The sequence below is a fragment of the Sphaerotilus sp. genome, from assembly GCF_034519685.1.
Classification (GTDB): Bacteria; Pseudomonadota; Gammaproteobacteria; order Burkholderiales; family Burkholderiaceae_C; genus Sphaerotilus.
Map to the genome: position 1 here is coordinate 417,447 of NZ_JAXHOF010000002.1, position 18,390 is coordinate 435,836.

20 protein-coding genes and 1 pseudogene are annotated in these 18,390 nt (G+C 65.9%); 5 read left to right on the plus strand and 16 right to left on the minus strand.

What is annotated here, in order from left to right; all coding sequences use genetic code 11:
- Nucleotides 1-32 precede the first annotated feature (32 nt).
- Entirely contained in the window at nt 33-761 is a 729-nt protein-coding gene (gene queC, locus U5O44_RS02375; RefSeq protein WP_322586860.1) for a 7-cyano-7-deazaguanine synthase QueC, read from the minus strand.
- Complete coding sequence (locus U5O44_RS02380) at nt 758-2,011, minus strand: glutamate-5-semialdehyde dehydrogenase (RefSeq protein ID WP_416222116.1); 1,254 nt, start codon at nt 2,009-2,011, stop codon at nt 758-760. The genes queC and U5O44_RS02380 overlap by 4 nt, the downstream gene beginning before the upstream one ends.
- Nucleotides 2,012-2,132: 121 nt before the next feature.
- Between U5O44_RS02380 and U5O44_RS02385 the strand changes: the two genes are divergently transcribed.
- Nucleotides 2,133-2,384, plus strand: coding sequence for a hypothetical protein (locus tag U5O44_RS02385; RefSeq protein ID WP_322586862.1), 252 nt, complete (start codon nt 2,133-2,135; stop codon nt 2,382-2,384).
- Complete coding sequence (locus U5O44_RS02390) at nt 2,374-2,802, plus strand: PIN domain-containing protein (protein ID WP_322586863.1); 429 nt, start codon at nt 2,374-2,376, stop codon at nt 2,800-2,802. Before U5O44_RS02385 ends, U5O44_RS02390 begins: the two co-directional genes overlap by 11 nt.
- A gap of 25 nt (nt 2,803-2,827) precedes the next feature.
- Here U5O44_RS02390 and U5O44_RS02395 read toward each other — a convergent pair whose 3' ends face one another.
- From U5O44_RS02395 to U5O44_RS02410, 4 genes are all read right to left on the minus strand, one after another.
- Nucleotides 2,828-4,936 (minus strand): Hsp70 family protein, encoded by a 2,109-nt coding sequence (locus U5O44_RS02395; protein ID WP_322586864.1) that lies wholly within the window; start codon nt 4,934-4,936, stop codon nt 2,828-2,830.
- A 597-nt stretch (nt 4,937-5,533) separates the two neighbouring features.
- Nucleotides 5,534-6,280, minus strand: coding sequence for a hypothetical protein (locus tag U5O44_RS02400; RefSeq protein ID WP_322586865.1), 747 nt, complete (start codon nt 6,278-6,280; stop codon nt 5,534-5,536).
- Nucleotides 6,281-6,290: 10 nt separating this feature from the next.
- Nucleotides 6,291-7,139: a hypothetical protein gene (locus tag U5O44_RS02405; RefSeq protein ID WP_322586866.1), complete on the minus strand. Its 849-nt coding sequence runs from the start codon at nt 7,137-7,139 to the stop codon at nt 6,291-6,293.
- Between the two features lie 3 nt (nt 7,140-7,142).
- Nucleotides 7,143-7,652 (minus strand): hypothetical protein, encoded by a 510-nt coding sequence (locus U5O44_RS02410; RefSeq protein ID WP_322586867.1) that lies wholly within the window; start codon nt 7,650-7,652, stop codon nt 7,143-7,145.
- A gap of 19 nt (nt 7,653-7,671) precedes the next feature.
- On the opposite strand from U5O44_RS02410, the gene U5O44_RS02415 reads away from it, so the two are divergent.
- Nucleotides 7,672-7,833, plus strand: a complete 162-nt coding sequence (locus tag U5O44_RS02415) for a hypothetical protein (RefSeq protein ID WP_322586868.1) — start codon at nt 7,672-7,674, stop codon at nt 7,831-7,833.
- On the opposite strand, the gene U5O44_RS02420 is transcribed toward U5O44_RS02415, so the two are convergent.
- Both U5O44_RS02420 and U5O44_RS02425 read right to left on the minus strand, forming a co-directional pair.
- The gene (locus U5O44_RS02420; protein WP_322586869.1) at nt 7,815-11,066 is read right to left on the minus strand and encodes a hypothetical protein; all 3,252 of its coding nucleotides are present in this window, start codon (nt 11,064-11,066) and stop codon (nt 7,815-7,817) included. The two genes, U5O44_RS02415 and U5O44_RS02420, sit on opposite strands and share 19 nt — an antisense overlap.
- A gap of 258 nt (nt 11,067-11,324) precedes the next feature.
- Nucleotides 11,325-11,786 (minus strand): annotated as a pseudogene (locus U5O44_RS02425) (DsbA family oxidoreductase); the annotation flags it as partial.
- Between U5O44_RS02425 and U5O44_RS02430 the strand changes: the two are divergent.
- Nucleotides 11,764-11,940, plus strand: a complete 177-nt coding sequence (locus tag U5O44_RS02430) for a hypothetical protein (protein ID WP_322586870.1) — start codon at nt 11,764-11,766, stop codon at nt 11,938-11,940. The pseudogene U5O44_RS02425 and the gene U5O44_RS02430 overlap by 23 nt on opposite strands.
- Nucleotides 11,941-11,970: 30 nt before the next feature.
- Here U5O44_RS02430 and U5O44_RS02435 read toward each other — a convergent pair whose 3' ends face one another.
- The 7 genes from U5O44_RS02435 to U5O44_RS02465 form a co-directional block, all read right to left on the minus strand.
- Nucleotides 11,971-12,405 carry a group II truncated hemoglobin gene (locus U5O44_RS02435; protein ID WP_322586871.1) on the minus strand — a complete coding sequence of 145 codons (435 nt, stop codon included), beginning with the start codon at nt 12,403-12,405 and terminating at the stop codon, nt 11,971-11,973.
- A gap of 17 nt (nt 12,406-12,422) precedes the next feature.
- A complete protein-coding gene (locus U5O44_RS02440) occupies nt 12,423-13,025 on the minus strand; it encodes a DsrE family protein (protein ID WP_322586872.1) in 603 nt (200 codons plus the stop codon).
- Nucleotides 13,025-13,828, minus strand: coding sequence for a c-type cytochrome (locus U5O44_RS02445; protein ID WP_322586873.1), 804 nt, complete (start codon nt 13,826-13,828; stop codon nt 13,025-13,027). The genes U5O44_RS02440 and U5O44_RS02445 overlap by 1 nt, the downstream gene beginning before the upstream one ends.
- Nucleotides 13,825-15,192: an FCSD flavin-binding domain-containing protein gene (locus tag U5O44_RS02450; protein WP_322586874.1), complete on the minus strand. Its 1,368-nt coding sequence runs from the start codon at nt 15,190-15,192 to the stop codon at nt 13,825-13,827. Before U5O44_RS02450 ends, U5O44_RS02445 begins: the two co-directional genes overlap by 4 nt.
- Entirely contained in the window at nt 15,189-15,617 is a 429-nt protein-coding gene (locus U5O44_RS02455; RefSeq protein WP_322586875.1) for a c-type cytochrome, read from the minus strand. Before U5O44_RS02455 ends, U5O44_RS02450 begins: the two co-directional genes overlap by 4 nt.
- A 1-nt stretch (nt 15,618) precedes the next feature.
- On the minus strand, nt 15,619-16,254 hold the full coding sequence (locus U5O44_RS02460; RefSeq protein ID WP_322586876.1) for a hypothetical protein: 636 nt from the start codon (nt 16,252-16,254) through the stop codon (nt 15,619-15,621).
- Between the two features lie 61 nt (nt 16,255-16,315).
- A protein-coding gene (locus U5O44_RS02465; RefSeq protein ID WP_416222103.1) for an IS3 family transposase occupies nt 16,316-17,472 on the minus strand; the annotation gives its coding sequence in 2 pieces (ribosomal slippage) (nt 16,316-17,190 and nt 17,190-17,472; 1,158 coding nt in all).
- 46 nt (nt 17,473-17,518) lie between these two features.
- Between U5O44_RS02465 and U5O44_RS02470 the strand changes: the two genes are divergently transcribed.
- A complete protein-coding gene (locus U5O44_RS02470) occupies nt 17,519-17,617 on the plus strand; it encodes a helix-turn-helix domain-containing protein (RefSeq protein WP_322587101.1) in 99 nt (32 codons plus the stop codon).
- Between the two features lie 128 nt (nt 17,618-17,745).
- On the opposite strand, the gene U5O44_RS02475 is transcribed toward U5O44_RS02470, so the two are convergent.
- Nucleotides 17,746-18,390, minus strand: coding sequence for a DsbA family oxidoreductase (locus U5O44_RS02475; protein ID WP_322586877.1), 645 nt, complete (start codon nt 18,388-18,390; stop codon nt 17,746-17,748).

Here is an 18,390-nt window from a genome sequence, read left to right on the forward strand (position 1 = left end):
CTCCAGTGTGGGCGGCGTGGTGGCCGCCGGGGTCAGCCTGCGTCGGCCAGCCAGGCCGCATGCCCTTGGTGGCGCAGTTCGCACGCCGGGCAGTGGCCGCAGCCGTGGCCCCACGGGTGGCGCTGGCCGCGCTCGCCTAGGTAGCAGGTGTGCGTGTGCTCGATGACCAACTCGACCAGTGCGCGTCCGCCGAGCTGTTCGGCCAGATCCCAGGTCTGCGCCTTGGTCAGGAACATCAGCGGCGTCTCCAGCGTCATCGGCGTGGCCAGCCCGAGCGAGAGCGCCACCTGCAGTGCCTTGAGCGTGTTGTCGCGGCAGTCCGGGTAGCCCGAATAGTCGGTCTCGCACATGCCGCCGACCAGCACCGACGCGCCCCGCCGGTAGGCCAGCGTCGCCGCGAAGCCGAGGAAGAGCAGGTTGCGGCCGGGCACGAAGGTGTTCGGCAGGCCGTTGGCCTCGAACTCGATGGCGCGCTCGGCGGTGAGCGCGGTGTCGGAGAGCTGGCCGATCAGGCCGAGGTCGAGCACATGGTCCTCGCCGAGCCGGTCGGCCCACTGCGGGAACTGGTGCCGCACCGCGTCGCGCACCGTCAGCCGGCAGTCCATCTCGATCAGGTGGCGCTGGCCGTAGGCGAAGCCGACCGTCTCGACACGCTGGAAGCGGTCCAGCGCCCAGGCCAGGCAGGTGGTCGAGTCCTGCCCGCCCGAGAAGAGCACGAGGGCGGTGCGCGGGTCGCGGGCGGCGGCCACGGCGGTGCTCATTGGCGGATCTCGCCCTGGCCGAGCACGATGTACTTCAGCGAGGTCAGCCCTTCCATGCCGACCGGGCCGCGGGCATGGAACTTGTCGGTCGAGATGCCGATCTCGGCGCCCAGGCCGTACTCGAAGCCGTCAGCGAAGCGGGTGCTCGCGTTGACCATCACGCTGGCCGAGTCCACCTCGCGCAGGAAGCGCATCGCGTTCGGGTGGTTGGTGGTCAGGATGGCGTCGGTGTGGTGCGAGCTGTAGCGGTTGATGTGGGCGATGGCCTCGGCGAGCGAGTCCACGACCTTCACGCTGATGACGGGCGCGAGGTATTCCTCGAACCAGTCGGCCTCGGTCGCGTCCACGACGGTCGCGCCGGCCACATCCGACAGGATCGCCTTGGCACGCGGGCAACTCCGCATCTCGACGCCCTTGGCGGCGAAGATGGCGCCGATCTGCGGCAGGAAGGTGGCCGCTTGGTCAGCGTGGACCAGCAGCGACTCGGTTGCGTTGCAGGGGCTGTACTTCTGCGTCTTGGCGTTGTCGGTGACGACCAGCGCTTGGGCGATGTCCACCTCGGCGTCGATGTAGGTGTGGCAGTTGCCGTCCAGGTGCTTGATGACGGGCACCTTGGCCTCGGCCGAGATGCGCTCGATCAGGCCCTTGCCGCCACGCGGGATGATGACGTCGACGAAGGCGGGCATGGCGATCAGCCGGCCGACGGCGGCCCGGTCGGTGGTCTCGACGAGCTGCACGGCGGTGGCGGGCAGGCCAGCCTCGACGAGGGCCGCCTGCACCAGCTTCCACAGCGCCAGATTGGAGTGGATCGCCTCCGAGCCGCCGCGCAGGATGCAGGCGTTGCCGCTCTTGATCGCCAGCGACGCCGCCTCGATCGTCACGTTCGGCCGGCTCTCGTAGATCATGCCGAACACGCCCAGCGGCACACGCATCTGCCCGACGCTGATGCCGGTCGGGCGGCGCTTGACGCCGGTGATCTCGCCCACCGGGTCCGGCATCGCGGCCAGTTGCTCGCAGCCTTCGGTGACGGTGGCGATGACCTGGGCGCCGAGCTTCAGGCGGTCGAGCATCGGGCCGGACAGGCCGTTCGCGGCGGCGGCGGTCAGGTCGAGCGCGTTGGCGGCGTCCAGCGGTGCCACGTTGTCGCGCAGCAGCCGGGCCAGCGCCAGCAGCGTGCGGTTCTTGGCGTTCGTCGAGGCAGCGGCCATCTGCGTTGCAGCGGCGCGGGCGGCTTCGCCGACGCGGGTCATGTAGGCGGGGATGTCCTGGGGGGCGAGCGTGTCGGGGGTGTCCATGGGCGGAATTGTGGCAGAGGGGGCCAAGCGTTTTCTGAGCAGATGTGGCTTGGCGGCATGGCTCGGACTAGACTCAATGCCGTTCGACAACGCGACCGAGGCACACATGGGCTACGCCGATCTGATCCGAACCCTGCAGGCGCTGCCGCAGGACAAGCAGGCCGAGGTCTTCGATTTCGTTGACTTTCTAGCTGCGCGAGCGCGAAGAGAAGGGCGTGTGGATGCCACGACCTCGGCCGATGTGCAGCCGATCACCGCGTTCTTTCAGCGGCCATTCCGGGTCGAATCGTTCCAACCCCTGAGCCGGGACGAAGCCAATGCCCGCTGAGGTGTTCATCGACTCGAATGTCTGGCTGTATGCCTTGATCGAGACCTCCCGGCCTGACCCTCGGGCAGCTACGGCCCGTGCCTTGATCGCGGCACAGCCCAGGCCCGTCATCAGCACGCAGGTGATCCGGGAGGTCAGTGTCAACCTGCTGCGCAAAGCCGGTGTAGCGGAGGCGGCCATTCGAGAGCTGGTGCGTAGCTGGTACGCCGACTGTCTGGTCACGGACATCAGCGAGGCGCAGTTTCTGCACGCCTCGCAGTTGCGCGAACAGTTGTCGATCAGCTACTGGGACAGCCTGATCGTGGCAGCGGCACTGGATGCAGGGTGCGTCATGCTGTATTCCGAGGACATGCAGCATGGTCAAGTGATCGAGGGGCGCCTGACGATCCTCAACCCGTTTCGCACGACAAAAGCCTGATCGGCTCGCCGCTGCCCGGCCCCGCTCAGGCCAGCTCCAGCACTCGGAAATTCTCCATGGCTTGCGCCTCCTCCTGTCCCTGCTCGGCCTCCGGCATTGAGCGGGCCGTGCAGAGTTCGATCTGGTACGGGCCGATGGCGCGAGCGTAGACGCGCTGGCCTTCGCACTCTCCAGCCAGGTCCAGCGGCCACTTGGTCAGGTTGCTGGAGCCTTCCTTCATCGTCCCGGTGCCGGCCATCGGCGAGCGGGTGTAGATGAGGTTGAATACCCGCTCACGCGGCACCCCCAGTTCGTGCCATTCGTCATAAGGCACACCCTGCGAAAGCCCCGGCTCGAACTTGCCCAGGCGGATCCGGCCGACGTAGAAGGCGAAGGGCGCTTCGTCCCGGGCTGCCTCCCGTGCACGGTCGATGACCTTGACTGCACCGCCGGGGCACAGCCGCAGCAGGCCGAGTGCCACCCCGGTCTTGCCTGTCGGGCGGTAGACATCCTGATCGTCGGCCGGCAGCGGCGGATGGACGATGAGGCGCGGCGGCTCGCCCTTGAACTGATCGACCAGGAAGGTCTGCACCCGGTCATGGGCGGCGGCGAGGGCTTCGGCGGCGGCCACCTCGTTCGTCGCCGTCAGCCCGAACAGGCCCGCCACCAGCGGCGAGCGGCTGGCGTTGCCGGCCAGCAGCACATGGACCTCCTCGGGTGGCGCAGACGATGACGGCTTGCCCCCTGCGAACGCCTTGGCCAGCCCGGCGTGGAAGCCGATCACGCCTCTTTCGATGCGCTCGGCCAGGTAGGTGCGCAAGGCTTCCTGTGGGATGGCAATCTCGCAGCTCACCTTGTTGCCGTCGCGGGTGAGCAGGTCCATCTTCTGCACGCCGCTGCTGCCGCTGCTGCCCGCGAGCTGGCCGGTTTCCCACAGCGGGCGCAGGCGAGAGATCAGCATGAGGGTGTTGGTCGTGGCGGCGCGGGTTCTCTCCAGCAGCAGCTCGCTGCCCACGAAAGGCTCGGCGTCGAGCGGACGGGTGAAGGCGATCTTCTTCTGGCGGCAGATCTCGACGTTGTGAATGAAGGTCTGGTAGGCCATGTTCTCCAGCAGGTTCTCGCCGCCGAGGAACATGTCGCCCGCCACGCCGTGGCGCTCGAAGACGGCTTCCCAGCCCGCGTCTTCCTCCTGCACGTCGGGTTCGCGGTAGTAGCCGTAGTCGAAGTCGGCCGTGCCGCCGCCGAAATCGAAGACGGCGTAGGCGACACCCTTGCCGGCGCCGGGCGCGATGTCGAGTGTCGGCAAGGCGATGGCGGCATAGGCAGCGGGTTCTGAGGCGCGCTCTTCGACCGTGAAGTCGTTGAAGACGGGCTGGTTCACCAGCGTCGGCGGCAGGCTGCGCTGCAGGCCCCGGCGGAAGGAGGCCAGGATGTTGTTCTTGATCACCTGCGGGTAGTCCACCGGGAAGCTCATGTAGTGCTTCAGGAACAGGCCCCGGCCGCGCCAGTTGATGTTCATGCCGAGGAACCAGGCGTACAGCTCGACCGGGTCGAAGGGATCCTGGTCGCTGACGGTGAGCGGCTGGCCCTTGGCGGGGTTGCGTGGGGTGAGCCGGGCGAGTTCGTGTTCGAGTCGGTGTTTCTGGTCGGTGATGCGCAGCCGGGCGTTCCACGGCTGGCGCAAGGCCCATTGCTTGATCTTGCCGAGGATGCTGCTGACGACGACGGGGTCGCTTTCGTTGTGGCGCCAGTTGTGCAGTGCCTCGTGCGAGCAGCGCACCTGGTCCCACAGCACGCCGGGGCGGTAGGCGGTGGTCTGCCATGCCTCCAGCATCGCGGCGATGTCGATGAACTCCAGGACGGTGGGGTTTTCGTAGTGGGAGGGGTGCTGCTTTTCCCAGAAGTCCTTGACGCCGATGCGCATCAGCTCGGGGCGGCCGTTGTGGTCGTGGGCGACGACGGTGCTGCTGGTGCCGAAGTCGATGGCGATGGGGTCGCGGCGCACGTCGAGGGCGGGGTTGCGGGGGCGGATGCCGAAGGCTTTCTGGTCTTCTTCGGATTGGCCCCAGGCTTCCCACAGGCCCTTGTTGGGGTCGGTGAACTGGGCTTCTTCGAGCAGGGGCTGACGGCAGATCAGGTGGTCGATCAGTGCCAACCCCTGCTGAGCATAGACGCTCCCCGCCGTTTCCAACTTGGCACGAATCCCAGCAAGCAAATCCGTTTCGCCTTGCAGAACGCTCCAGTTGTTTTTTAATGCCAAAAGAACGAGTTGCTGGCTATTTATTTTACCGTTGCATAAAATGAAGTGACCTGGACTATTTTGATAAATATTGAAGCATCCGTCCTCTAGATAAAGGCTTCCACCATCGCATAGCCAGAACTCGACTTCGTGTAGCCTGAATTTTCGTCCGGAGCGCATGGGGTTTCCATTGGCTTTGGCAAACGCTGTGAGTTCTTCTTTGGTGGGTAATCGCCATCCTTTGATGGATCCCCATTCTGCTTTGCTTGCTCGCTTTTTTCCTTCTGTGACATCAATAGATTCATTTGCCCACCCCCATATCAATTGAGACGATGTCTCATAGAATGTATTGAATGATTTCAAGAATATGAATGAATTTCTTTCGATTTGACTTGCAATGGCCTGCAGTTCACTCTCCAAAATGGCGATAGTTTTGTCGCGCAGGAAATATGGAAAATAAGTCGGGAAACTGAGATCTTGTGGATTCATTTTTCAAGAACCTGATGAAGATGGTTAAGTCTGGACCAGCGGGTTTTTCTGGGATTCACCGCCGGCATTGGTCAGTCCGGGTAGCCACTGGGCGCGGATGGTTTCGCCGGTTGGCGTGCCGCGCTGGTGGTGGCGAAAGTCGAAAGGGGAGCCTGGTTCGGCGTTGCAGAGCTTGGCTTGTCGGCCTCGCCAGCGCAGGTTGTGAACCTTCACGGCCGTCGCCAGGATCTGCAGTTCGGTTGAGGTGGCCGCGCGCTTGTCCCGCTTGCAGCGGTTGGCCAGCAGATCCCACAGGTCCACGACCGTGTCCCAATGCGAGATCCGTGCAATCAGGCGAACCAGTTGCTGGCCCTCGTGTTCGCCATCGGGCAGCAGCCAGTCGTGGGCCAATTCCTCGTCGGCCCGCACCGCCTTCAGCAAGGCCAATTCGGTCGCCAACTGCGCACGCAGTGGATCGACAGGTGCAGGCGGTGGCGGAGGGGGCGGCGGCGGCGGTGCATACCAAGGCGCGGGAATCATGCGCGGAGGTGGTGCGACCTCTTCGGGTTCGATGGCGACCTTCTGCGGCGTTGCCGGATGCGCTTCTGCGGCTTGTTCATTCGCCTCGGTAGGCGGTTCGACGATTTCCCGAACCAGTGTCCGCAGCCTGTCATCGTGCTGCAGCAACAGCAGCAGATCCGGGAATGTCAGCTTTTCCAGGCTGAATCCCCCGGCTTCTTTTTCCGTCTCGGACTGGAGCTTTTCGAGGCGTTTTCTTTCTTGTTTGCTCATCACGTCTCTCTTATTCGCTGCGCAGCCAAGCCCGCATTTCCGGCCGCACCTCAAGCTTGTGCGGCAGCCGCAGGCAGAACTCGCGCAGCCGGTCCCGCTCCTGTGTTGGTAGCCGGTGGATCTGCCGCTGCAGCGTCAGCAGCGTGTCCGCACTCGGCTCCGACCACGGCGACGCAATCTGCGGCACGCGCGTCTCGCCTCCCAGCAGCGCCAGATCGGACGCGCTGATGACGCCGAACACCTGCCGGTAGATCGCCGGCAGGTAGGTCAGCAGCGCCTCCACGCTCGGCCGCTGCAGCGCCGCCAGTTGATCGCGCATGGCGTTCAGATCCGCCTGCAGCCGCAGCCGCTCCGCCCGCAGGCTCTCCAGCGTGTCCTCGTGCTGCCGCTGCGCCCGTGCGCGCTCGGCGGCGCCGGCCTCGTCCCGGTAGTGGAAGGTGCTTTCCAGCAGCGGCAACAGGTGCGCCTGCAACCAACCCTGCGCCGGCAACGGCTCCTCGGCCAGCGTCCCCGCCAGCATCCCCGCCCGGTCCCGCAGCGGCTCCCACCGCAGCACCTGCCACCGCTGACAACCGACCCCCGCCAGATCGCGCCCCACATCCGTCACCCGAGACAGCGCCCCTTGCGACACCAGCAGATGCACCTCGAACCCCGCCAGCCGATCCGACCGATTGAAGCGCAGGCTCAGTTCATCCAGCACAGCAGGCAGACCGCCCCCCGCCTGCGGCAGCAGGTACCACTCCTCGCCATGCACCGATTCCCGCCGCCAGGACCACCCGCCCTGGTGAGAGAAACAGGCCACCTGATCCGCCACCAAGGCCAGCGCCAGCCACCCAGCATGGGCATGAGCTTGTGTCATCTCTCAGTGCTCCAGGTTGCGCACGGCGGTCTTGGCGACGTTCAGCTCGGCGTAGATCGCCTCGTCGCTCTTGCCCGGCGAGAAATCGCGCTCGACACCCATCAGGGTCTGCCGCGTGGACACGGCGTCCGCCGGCCCGAGCTTGCCGTCGAAGAAACTGGCCACTTGCAGCAGATCGGCACCACTCTTGACCAGATGCACCAGACGATCCGCCGTGAAGAACGCCGGGTTGCTCGCGGCCAGCAGCCACAGTACCCCCATCGACCCTTCGGGCGCATCGAGCTTCTTCTCCAGCCCGACCGCCCCGATTCCCAACCCCGCCGCGAGTTTCTCCACGCTGGACAGCTCGGCCGACCGCTCCGGGTCGAGCTTGAAATTGCGGATTTCCGCCATGTACTCGTCGTAGGTGTCGAACTTCTCGGGCTTGATGCCCGCCTCGCCCGCCTGAATGGCGCGGTCGCCCATGTCCTCGACATCATCGTCTTCCTCGAAGACGCCGAATATCTTCAGCACTGCATTGGCGATGCCCGCAATGACCGACCCGATGGAGTCGAGCGTGGACGTGATCCTCGGCAAAACGGATGTGCAGAAGCTGGAAACGGCCGAGCCGATCGAAGATACGGTGCTGCTGATGGCGCTTCCTACGCTGGACCAAAATCCCATGGTGTTCCCCTTTCAAATCGAGTTGATGTGACGCAATGAATCGAATATCTCGTTGCTGGCCATGCTGTCCACGAAGCGATCGAACGCCGTGGTGGAGGCCAGCAAACCCTGAATGCTTCCGGCGAGCGCTTGCCGGAAAATATCCGCGTCCTCGGCGCTGAATACCGTGGGGTTCTGGGCCGAACAGTCTTGGAACACCCGGCACAGCCCATCCGCCACCGCCGACGCATCGAAGCCTGGGCGTGTCCGCCAGCCCTCGTGCAGCGCCACGAAGCGATCGCGCATCTTCCCGCGCAGTCGGGCATCGGACGACGACTGTGCCTTCGCCTTCACCTTCGGATTGAGCCTGAGCAGCAGATTGAGCATCAGCAATCCATCGCGCAGGAATTCCGCCAGCCGCTCCGGGTTGTCCAGCAGTGGCAGTGCGGCCAGTTTCGGCAGCAGGAAATGGCGCTGCGCCCAGAGTTGCGCCCGGCCTTGGCGCTGCAGGGTCGCCTCGTCGAGTTCCGTGCCGTGTGTCTGGACACTTTCCGTGATCTTCAGCCGCACCGCACCGTGCCACCCGCCGCAATAGATGATCGTCTCGCCCGGCTGCAGCATCGGCAGGAAATCCTTCTGCTCCTCCGTCAGCCCCATCGCATCGCCGATCGTGTTGCGGTCGTCCGCCGCGAACAGCCGGTGCACGATCTTGGTGTTGGTGTTCTTGATGACATCCGACACCAGCTTGTTCGGGATCTGGTCGGCGATGATCAGCCCCTCGCCGTATTTGCGGACCTCCGCCAGCAGGTTGGCGAACATCTCCACGCCCATCTTCTTGGACCCCGGATCACCCGGCTCCGGCCGCGACAGCAGGCGGTGGGCTTCCTCCACCAGCGTCAGGTGCTGGAAGCCTGGCTGCTGGCGGTGGCGCTGCTTCATGCACTCGGCCACCCGTGTGAGGATCAAGCCCATGAGCAGCGCCTTGTCCTGCTCGTCCTTCAGCTCTTCCAGCTCGATCACCACCCGCTTGTCGAGCAACGTGTCGATGTTCATCGAGCGCCGTGTGTTCAGCATCCGTCCCTTGGTCCCGAGCGTCAGGCTGCTCAGCCGGGCCACCAGCGAACCCTGGTATTTCTCCTCGAACTCCCGGCCCAGCCCCTTGGATTTGATGACCGCATCCAGCTCGCCGATCATGTCCGAGAAGGTCGGCCAGACATCGCTGTCGGTCGCCCAGGGATCGTCAGTCAGCAGGTTCTCGTTCTCGTGGATCATCCAGCCCTTGCGGGTGTAGGCGTTGATGATCGCCTCCTCGACGATCTGCGGCATGGCCGCTTCCATCGGGAACACCGCCGCCAGCGTGGCCTTGAGCGTGTCGATGTGGCTGGCCAGGCTCTGCTGGCGCGACACCAGCTCGAAGGGGTTGAGCCGGAAAGTGCCCAGATCCTCGCGGCCCAGGCAGTAGTACTCGACCGACGCATCGACGCCGTGCAGGGCGCGGTACTCGGTCTTGGCCGGCTCGATGACCATGAACGGCATCCCCGATTCGAGCAGCAGCTTCAGGCAGGTCGTGGTCTTGCCTGCCCCGGTCACGCCGGTGACGAAGACATGCTTGCGCAGCTCCTGCGGCGACAGTCTGACCACGCTGTGCGGCAGGGCGCGGCCGTGCTGGACGATCTGGCCCAGGGTGATGCCGGGCGCCACGTCTGCCGCTTGACGGCTGGTGTTGAGTGCGAAATCGACACTCTGCCGAATCGTGAGTCCCGGCAGCTCTCGCGTCGGCAGGCCCGCGATCAGCGCCAGCTCCTCGGTGTTGAGCCAGGTGGCGGCGCAGAGCTGGCCATCGGCCGCCAGCGGCGTGCTGTGGACCAGTGCCCGGCCGACCGAGTCGCCGTCCATCGGGCTGTGCCGAAGCTGCAGCAGCGTGGACAGCTCGACGCCGGATGCGCCGGTACCGCGCGGGAGATCAGACAGCGCGTGGACCCGCAGCGGGGTCATGCCGGACTGGTTGCCCTGGAAGATCGCCAGCGCTCCGCGTGTCAAACGCTCGTAGGTGGAGCGGTGCTCGGCGCTCAGGTAGATCGCCGTGCGGTACATGCCCTTGGACCGGCCGCGCTTGAACCGATCGATCAGCGTCTCGTCGAGGTGCTTGAGCAGGCCCTCGGAGCGCTTGTCGATGCGCTCCCAGTTCCGGGCGTCGCTGCTGCCGTTGCTCTCGCCCTTGGCCTCGGAGTCGCTGCGGCCGGTGGTCCGGGAGGCGCTGGTGCCGGTGGTGCTGGAGGTGTTGCTGCCGGAGTTGGTGCCCTGCGACAGGGAGCGCGTTTCGCCGTCCGTGTGCGAGTCGTTCCGGCCAGTGGTCTTCGAGGTGGAGAAGCCGGTGCTGGTGCCCTTGCTGTCGCCGCGGGTGCTGCCCGAGTTGGAACCGGAGCTGGAGCTTGATCTGGAGGTGCCCTCGGACTGCGAGGTGCTCTTGCCTTCGCTGACGCCCTTGTTCTCGCCACGGGTGTCGCTGCTGGAGCTGCCCTTGGTGGTGCTGTTGGACGTGCCGCCGGTGGACGTGGTGGACTGCCCCTGGCTGGTGCCCTGGGTCTCGCTGGTGGAGGTGCCGTCGGTGTCGCTGTTGGACGAGCCAGTCGTGCGGGTGGTCTGCTGGCCGGTGTTGCGCGAGTGCTGCCCCGACTGCTTGATGTGCTCGGACAGGTCCGAGGCCAGGTCGTACACCTGCTCCAGCGTCTGGCGGACGTCGGCGTCCGTGGCGGGTTCGGCCACGATGGTGAGCTGCCACGTCTCGCCCAGCAGGCTGTTGACGAGGCGCTCCACCCCCTGCGCGTCTTCCTCGTCGGGGTGCTGCTGTGATGATTCCTGGTTGAACGACGGCACGCCGGTCATCAGACCCACATGCCGGGTGCGCGCCAGCATCGTTTTCAGCGCGGCATCGTCACTGTGGACATCCGTCAGCCGGGCGCCCAGGAAATTGCCCTCGAAGCCCGAGCGGCAGGTTTTCGACGATTCATGGACATCTGCTGGCGTGTCCGGACTGGCTGCCACACCGATGTACAGCTCGATGCCCTCGGGCCGCCCCGAGATGATGTACACGCAGGCGCAGCCGCTGCTGTTCAGCGTCGAGAACACGTTGGCCATCGACTGGCGGTGTGACGAGGGCTTGTCGGCGCCGATTTCCTCGATGCGGAACAGCCGGTAGTCGAGGGTTTGGTCAGTGAACCTATCACCGGGTGATGTCAGTGAAAGCGACCCGAAATCGGGAGCCTCCAGGGACATGATGGGCAAGGTACGGGCCTCGTGAGCGGGCCTTTCGAGCGTGCGGGATAACGGCATGGAGCGTGACGGGGTCTGGATGATGTTGACCCGGTGCCTTGCACGTATTCTTGTTTTTCGTGCGTGGTCTCGCGGCGCCGGAACCGAGCGGTATTGCTGGATTTGTCAGCCCCGGAGTGTGCGCAAGAGCCGCGACAGGACATGTCGCTCGCCGCCATGGTTTGTGACTTATTTCATGGGTCGGCGAACATCAATTGCCGTCACAGCCTGTCACGCGCCAGCCGCGATCTGTCGCAACGCCTGCTCGAACACCTCGACCGGCTGTCCGCCGGAGATCAGATGCCGGTCATTGATGATGACTGCGGGCACCGAGCGGATGCCGGCCTGCTGGTAGAAGGTTTCGTGCTCGCGCACATCGTCGGCATGGGCGTCGCTGTCGAGCACGCCCCGAGCGGCCAGGGGATCCAGCCCGGCTTCGATCGCCGCCGCCAGCAGCACCGAGTGGTCCCCCGGATTCATGCCCTCGGTGAAGTACGCCCGGAACAGCGCGTGCTTGAGCCGCCGCTGCGCGTCGAAGGTGTTGTAGATCCGGCTGCGCTTGCCCAGGCCGAACGCGAAGCCGACGCCTGCGCCGCGCTGGCGGATCGCCTCGGTGTTGGCGGCGACCTGCTCGGCGGAGATGCCGTATTTCTCGGTCAGGTGCTCGACGATGGCCTGGCCTTCGGCGGGCATCGACCGGTGCGTCTGGCAGTCGAACGTGATCGAGTATTTCAAGGGCATGGCGGATGAGGCCGGTGTTCCCTACCAAAGCCTCATCAACCTCTACTTGCGCGACTGCATTGCCCAGAACCGCAAGGTGCAGATCCAGTGGCCCAAGGCGGCTTGAGGTTCAGGGCAGTTCATACCCCGTGTCGGTTCAGTGCGCAGAGCATGGCGACGAGGCTGAGTCCCCGGCGTTCACCAGATGCGTTGCCATGTCGTCGAAGGCCTGAATGACGCCGGCACGCAGCCGCTCATCGGCCACCAACTCGCCCAGGGCCTGGTGCATGCACAACAGCCACTCGTCGCGCTCTGTCGTTCCTACGCTGTAGGGGGCATGGCGCATGCGCAGCCGGGGGTGCCCGCGTTCACGGATGTACAGCGGCGGCCCACCGAACCAGCCACTGAGAAACTTGAACAGGCTGTCGGCACTGCCGGCCAGGCTTTCCGGGTGCATGCGGCGCACGCCATAGGCCTCGGGCAGCTCGTCCATCAGGGCATAGAAGCGGTCGACCAGGCGACGGATGGCGGGTTCGCCGCCCAGTTGTTCGTAAACGCTGGGTGACGTGGTGCTTGGTTTGTCTTGAGTCATGTCGGTGGGCTCGGTTGTCACCATGCCAGGTAGGCATAGCCGTTTTCTTGCAGTTCCATCAAAACGGCAGCGCCAACCTCTTCGATCTGAACGAAGGGCAACATGTCAGTCGCTGTCCATCCCAGGCTCTTCATCGTGTTCCCACAGGCAATGAAGCGCACTTGGTAGTCGCGAGACTGCGCTGCCGCGCGCTCACGCAGGGCGGCAGGCACGGGCCGTTTGGGTTGTCGCGCCAACAGGTGGATGCCCGGTCCGAAGGCCACGACAACGATGGCCACGTTGTCGGCGTACTTGCCGACAAGGGCACCCACCGAGCCGAGAATGTGTTCGATGATTTCGGGTTCGGCGCGGTTGAGCTGGTACGCGATGTGGTGCTCGGGTGGATCGCCGGGCATGCGGTCTTCGTTCGACACCGGACGCGTTGGCACTTTGAAAGTAGCTGCCCCATCGGGTGGTGGCCTTTTACCGGTCTGGGCGCTTGCTGAAGATGCTGCCAGCCCTGTGCTCAAGGCCGAGCCCCACAGCGGCCAGCGCATCAGCCAATGGCGCCGGCTGGTTGCAGTTCGCCCGGCACAGGGCTGCATGGCTGCGACGGGCTTGCGAGTGCGTTCCGCGTTCATCAGCGATTCGCCGCCGTCGCTGCCGCAGGGGCACGGCTGAGCGCTGGCAGGCTGGCGTAGTAGGCCGCCAGCGCCTCGATCTCCGTGCGACTGAGCTTTGCAGCGAAGTGCCGCATGCCGCGCGCGGGGTCATTGGCGCGCAGCCCGCTTTGGTAGTCCAGCAGGGTGCGTACCAGGTAGGCCGGGTTCTGCCCTGCCAGTGCGGGCTGGGCCCGGGTGCCGCCCTCACCCCGCGCGCCGTGGCAGCTGGCACAGGCCGTCAGCAGGCGGCCGGGGTCGCCATGGCGCACGAGGGTGTCGACGGGCACGGCGGGGGCCGGTGTTGTCGACCCTGTCTTGTCGACTGTGGCCGTACGCCCAACCGGTGATGCAGCCACCACCGCTACCGGCTGAGCCGTAGCGCGCAGCTGCGCGGTGTAGGTGGCCAGGTCCGCCAGATCGCGGTCGCTCAAGTCCCGGACAGCGTCTCGCATCACAGCTGCGCGCTCACCTTCGTGACGCAGGCCCTGGCGGTAGTCCTGCAGCAGCTTGTAGCCGTACTCCACGCGCTGGCCCGCGATGCTGGGCCAGTTCAGGGTGGGCGCCCGTCCATCCGCGCCATGACAGGACGCGCAGAACTGCTGCGCGTACAGCTTCTCGCCGCGCGCCACATCGCCCGGCGGCATGGCAGCAAGGCGCTGCCGCAGTTCAGCGGCTGTGGGCGTGGTGGGTTTGGCTGCAGCGGCGTGCGTCGCCGCATCAATGGCCCAGGCAGGCGCCAGTGCAGCAGCCCATATGGCCAGGATCAGTGTGATGCGCTTCATGCGAACACGTCCTCGGTGAAGGTGCGCAGCCAGGCTTGCTGGTAGCGCGCGCCCAGGCGGATCTGGGTGGGCGTGGCGTCCAGCGGCAGGTAGCGCGCGGCGCCGTTGATGCGGGTGATGCGGCCTTCGACGAGGCGGAACACATCGGCCACGAAGATGCCGTAGTCCTTGCCTGCCAGCGCGTAGCAGGTGTTCTCCCACACAGGTTCGGGTACGGGCCTGCCGGCCAGCTGTTCGACGACAGCGCGCGCCGTGGTCTTGGCCTGGCTGTTGGCTGAGTAGCCGCTCTTGGGCATGGCATCGGCGATGCTGGCGTCGCCGATGACGTAAACGTCAGGCACCAGGCTCGATGCGAAATTGCGGCGGTCCACCGGGCACCAGCCGCTTTTGTCTACCAGGCCCAGGCTGCGAGCCAAGGCACCAGCGCGCATCGGCGGGATGATGTTGACCACATCGGCCTGGATGACTTCAGCCTCTGTTTCCACCCGCATGCGCTTGGCGTCCACCTTCAGCACGCGACCGCCGTCTTGCGCGCGCACCCAGCTCAGCATGCCCGGCCCGGCATGGCGCTGCAGTTCAACCCTTGGTGCCATGCGCTTGGCGTAGTCGTCAGGCAGGTTGAAGCCGTACAGGCGGTTCCAGCCCAGCATCATGGTCTCGTCGGTGACGAAGCTGTCCTTGGGGTCGACCACGATGACCTTGGCAGTCGGGTTGTGCCGCCTGAACCATTCGGTCATCAGCGCTGCACGTTCATACGGCCCGGGCGGGCACCGGTAGGGGTTGGGCGGGGCCACCAGCACGAAGGTGCCGCCTTGCCGCATGCCTTGGAGCTGGCGTGCCAGCAGCGCCGTCTGCTCGCCCGGAATCCAGCCGCTGGGCATGGCCGTGCGGGCGACCTGTTCGCTGTAACCCTCGTAGGCGCTGTACATCAACTCGATGCCGGGCGAAACGATCAGCTTGTCGTAGGGCACACGCTGGCCACTGGCGGTGATGACATGCCGGCGCGTCGCGTCCAAGCCGGTGACGGTGTCGATCAGCACCTGCACGCCGTGGCGGCTGCGCAGTGCGTCATAGCTGACGTCCAGCGACGCCATGCTGGCATGGCCGTTCAGCACCTCGCTGGAACCGTAAGGCCGCACGTAGGTGGCGTTGCGCTCGATCAGCGTGACCTGCAGCGCCGGGTTGAACAGCTTCAGGTACTTGGCTGCGGTGGCACCGCCGACACCTCCGCCAATGACGACCACGCGGCCCGCAGCAGCCTGGGCCCGCGCGGGATCCATGGCGCCAAAAGCGCTGATGGCACCCAGGGCCCAGGTGGCTGTGCAGGATGTGGCGGTGGATTGCAAGAATTGGCGGCGCTTCATCGTGAGGCTCCCGGTTGCACAGAGCGCAACGGATTCAAGGCGGCGGCCGAGCCGGGGGCTGGCGTCTGGCGCGCGAAGTACTCGGCCATGGCCTGGAACTCGGCATCGTTCAGGCCGCGGGCAATGTGGCCCATCAGCGTGGCGGGGCGGCGGCCACTGCGGAAGTCCTGCATCGTTTGCACGAAGCCGGCGGCCGGCATGCCGGCCAGTGGCGCGAAGGCTTCGTCAGCCAGACGCCCCTGCGTGCCATGGCAGCCGCTGCAGGTGTGGGCCAGAGCTTCGCCTGTGACCGGGGGCAGCACAGGCGAGGGCCTGGAAGCCGTCGCAGAAGTTGCAGTAGGTGCAGCCGCCAAGGAAGCGGCGGCCACCACGGCCATCACCACGGCCACGCCGACCATGGATATCAAGGCAGATCGGTTCTTCATCTCAGCGCACCATGGTGTAGAAGCCGATGAGGAAATAGTGCGCGATCCACACCACCAGCAAGCCCACCGACCAGCGCCCAAAGCGCGTGACGGCGGCTGAAGGCGTGTAGACCGAGGCGGCCCCGGCGGCATCGCCCGCATCCCCAGACCCGCGGTGCTGACCGGCCTGCCAGGCCACCGTGAGCAGGTAGCCCAACGTCACGCCGCCCAGCACGCCGAAGGTGATGAAAAAGGTCAGCGTGCTGTACCAGTCCATGTTGACCTTGTAGTCCAACGCGTCGTAGCCATGCACGCCCAAGAGCAGCGTGTAGCGCAGCATCTCGCGCGCCGCGGCCACCGCGATCAGCGCCACGGCACCGACGCCGAACACAGCGTAGCCCCACAACCCACGCTCTAGCCGCGGGCCCAGCAGCGTGGGCAGCGCTACCGCCACCAAAAGCAGCACCAGCGCGGCCAGCATCCAGGGGCTGGTGGCGAAGAAGGCCATCTTCTCGGGCAGCGTCAGCAGCCACAGCGCGCCCACGGCCAGGGCCAGCACGCCGCCGACCAGCATCAAGCTGCGCGCCAGCCGGGCCAAGAAGCCCAAGTAAGCCGAATCGGCCTCGCCAGCGCCTTGCAGATAGCGGCGCACGGCCACCAGCCACGCGCCGGTGTCGTGGTCAAGTTTTTTCGGACAGTGCGATAGGTAAAAAGCGGGTTCAGGCGGACTGGCGCTCGAAGTCAGCCGGGGAGAGATAGCCCAGGGTGGAGTGCAGGCGCACAGGGTTGTAGAAGCGCACGATGTAGTCGGCGATGTCGGAGGCCGCCTCGGCGTGATTGGCATAGTCACGCTGCCAGACACGTTCGGTCTTGAGGCTGAGGAAGAAGCGCTCCATGACGGCGTTGTCCCAGCAGTTGGCCCGGCGACTCATGCTGCAGACGATGCCGTGTTGCTGGAGCATGGCCCGGTGGACGAGGCTGGCGTACTGGCTGCCGCGGTCAGAGTGGACGATGAGCCCGGGCGCAGGCCGGCGCACGCTCAGGGCCATGTGCAGCGCCGAGCAGACCAACTCGGCAGGCATGCTCGGCGCGCAGGCCCAGCCGACGATCTTGCGCGAGTACAGGTCGAGCACGGCGGCCAGGTAAAGCCAGCCGCTGCGGGTGCGGATGTAGGTGATGTCGCACACCCAGGCCCGGTCGGGGGCGGTGGGCTGGAACTGCCGGTCGAGCACGTTGTCGGCCACGGCCAGATCGTGCCGACTGTCAGTGGTGTGGACGAACTTGCGCCGCCAGCGGGCCTGCAGGGCGTGGCGCCTCATGAGCGTGCGCACCCGGTGGCGGCCGACCTCGACACCCTGCGAACGCAGCGCGGCCGTGAGCCGGCGGCTGCCATAGCAGCGCCCGCTGGCCTCGAACGCCGCCTTCAGCCGGACACCGGTGGCGCACACGGCCTCGGGTCGACCGGTACGCACCCGCCAGGCGTAGAACCCCGAGCGGCTGACCTCCAGCAGTGCGCACAGCCTGCTCACCTCGGCCTTCTTCGCCGCCTGCTTGATCACCTCGTAGGTCACCGCAGTTCCCGGGCAAAGAAGGCAGACGCTTTTTTTAACAGCGTGACGTCCTCCTTGAGGCGACGGTTCTCGGCCTCCAACTCGCGTATGCGCTGCTGGTCGCCCGTCAACGGCTTGCCCTGCCCGGGCCCACCCGCCTGCTCCGCGTCGTACTGTTCTACCCAGCGTCGCACCGCGCTGTCCACCAGGTCCATGTCCCGGCACACCTGGCTCAGGCTCACGTTCTGTTCTCGAATCATCCGCACCACCTGCAGCTTGAAGGCCGGGTCGAACTTTCTTCGCGGTTGTTTGCTCATGTCTGTCATGTTTTCCTCTTCGGGTCAAAAATCCCCTATCGAGGTGTCCGTTTAAATTGGACCACGACACAAGGGCAGTCGCGCCGAACTGGCGCGCAAGCTCGGCATCAGCGAGCGGTCGCTTTACCGCAAGCTGCGCGATATTGAGGGCTGAAGCGCAGCCCCCAGGTGGACCTTGCGCCACTGCCGCCGGTACTCCGCCCCGTGCTTCCTGGTCTTCCATTCGCCTTCGTGTATGGCGCCCAGTTCTTCGTCGTGGCCCTCGATCGGGGTGACGTCAGGTCAGTTACCGCCCGCCGCGATCTGCCGCAGCGCCTGCTCGAACACCTCGACCGGCTGCCCGCCCGAGATCAGGTGCCGGTCATTGATGATGACCGCGGGCACCGAGCGGATGCCGGCCTGCTGGTAGAAGGTTTCGTGCTCGCGCACGTCGTCGGCATGGGCGTCGCTGTCGAGCACGGTGCGTGCCGCCTCGGTGTCCAGCCCGGCCGAGGCCGCCGCCGCCAGCAGCACCGCGTGGTCACCCGGGCTCAGTCCGTCGGTGAAATATGCCTTGAACAGCGCGTGCTTGAGCCGGCGCTGGGCGTCGGCGGACTGCAGCCCGGCCCAGTGCAGCAGCCGGTGCGCGTCGAAGGTGTTGTAGATCCGGCTGCGCTTGCCCAGGCCGAACTCGAAGCCGACGCCTGCGCCGCGCTGGCGGATCGCCTCGGTGTTGGCGGCGACCTGCTCGGCGGAGATGCCGTATTTCTCGGTCAGGTGCTCGACGGTGGCCTGGCCCTCGGCGGGCATCGACGGGTTCAGCTCGAAGGGCTGGAAGTGCAGCGTGGCCTGCACCTCCGGGCCGACCCGGGCGAGCGCCTGTTCGAGTGCGTTGAGCCCGATGGCGCACCACGGGCAGGAGACGTCGGAGACAAAATCGATTTTCAT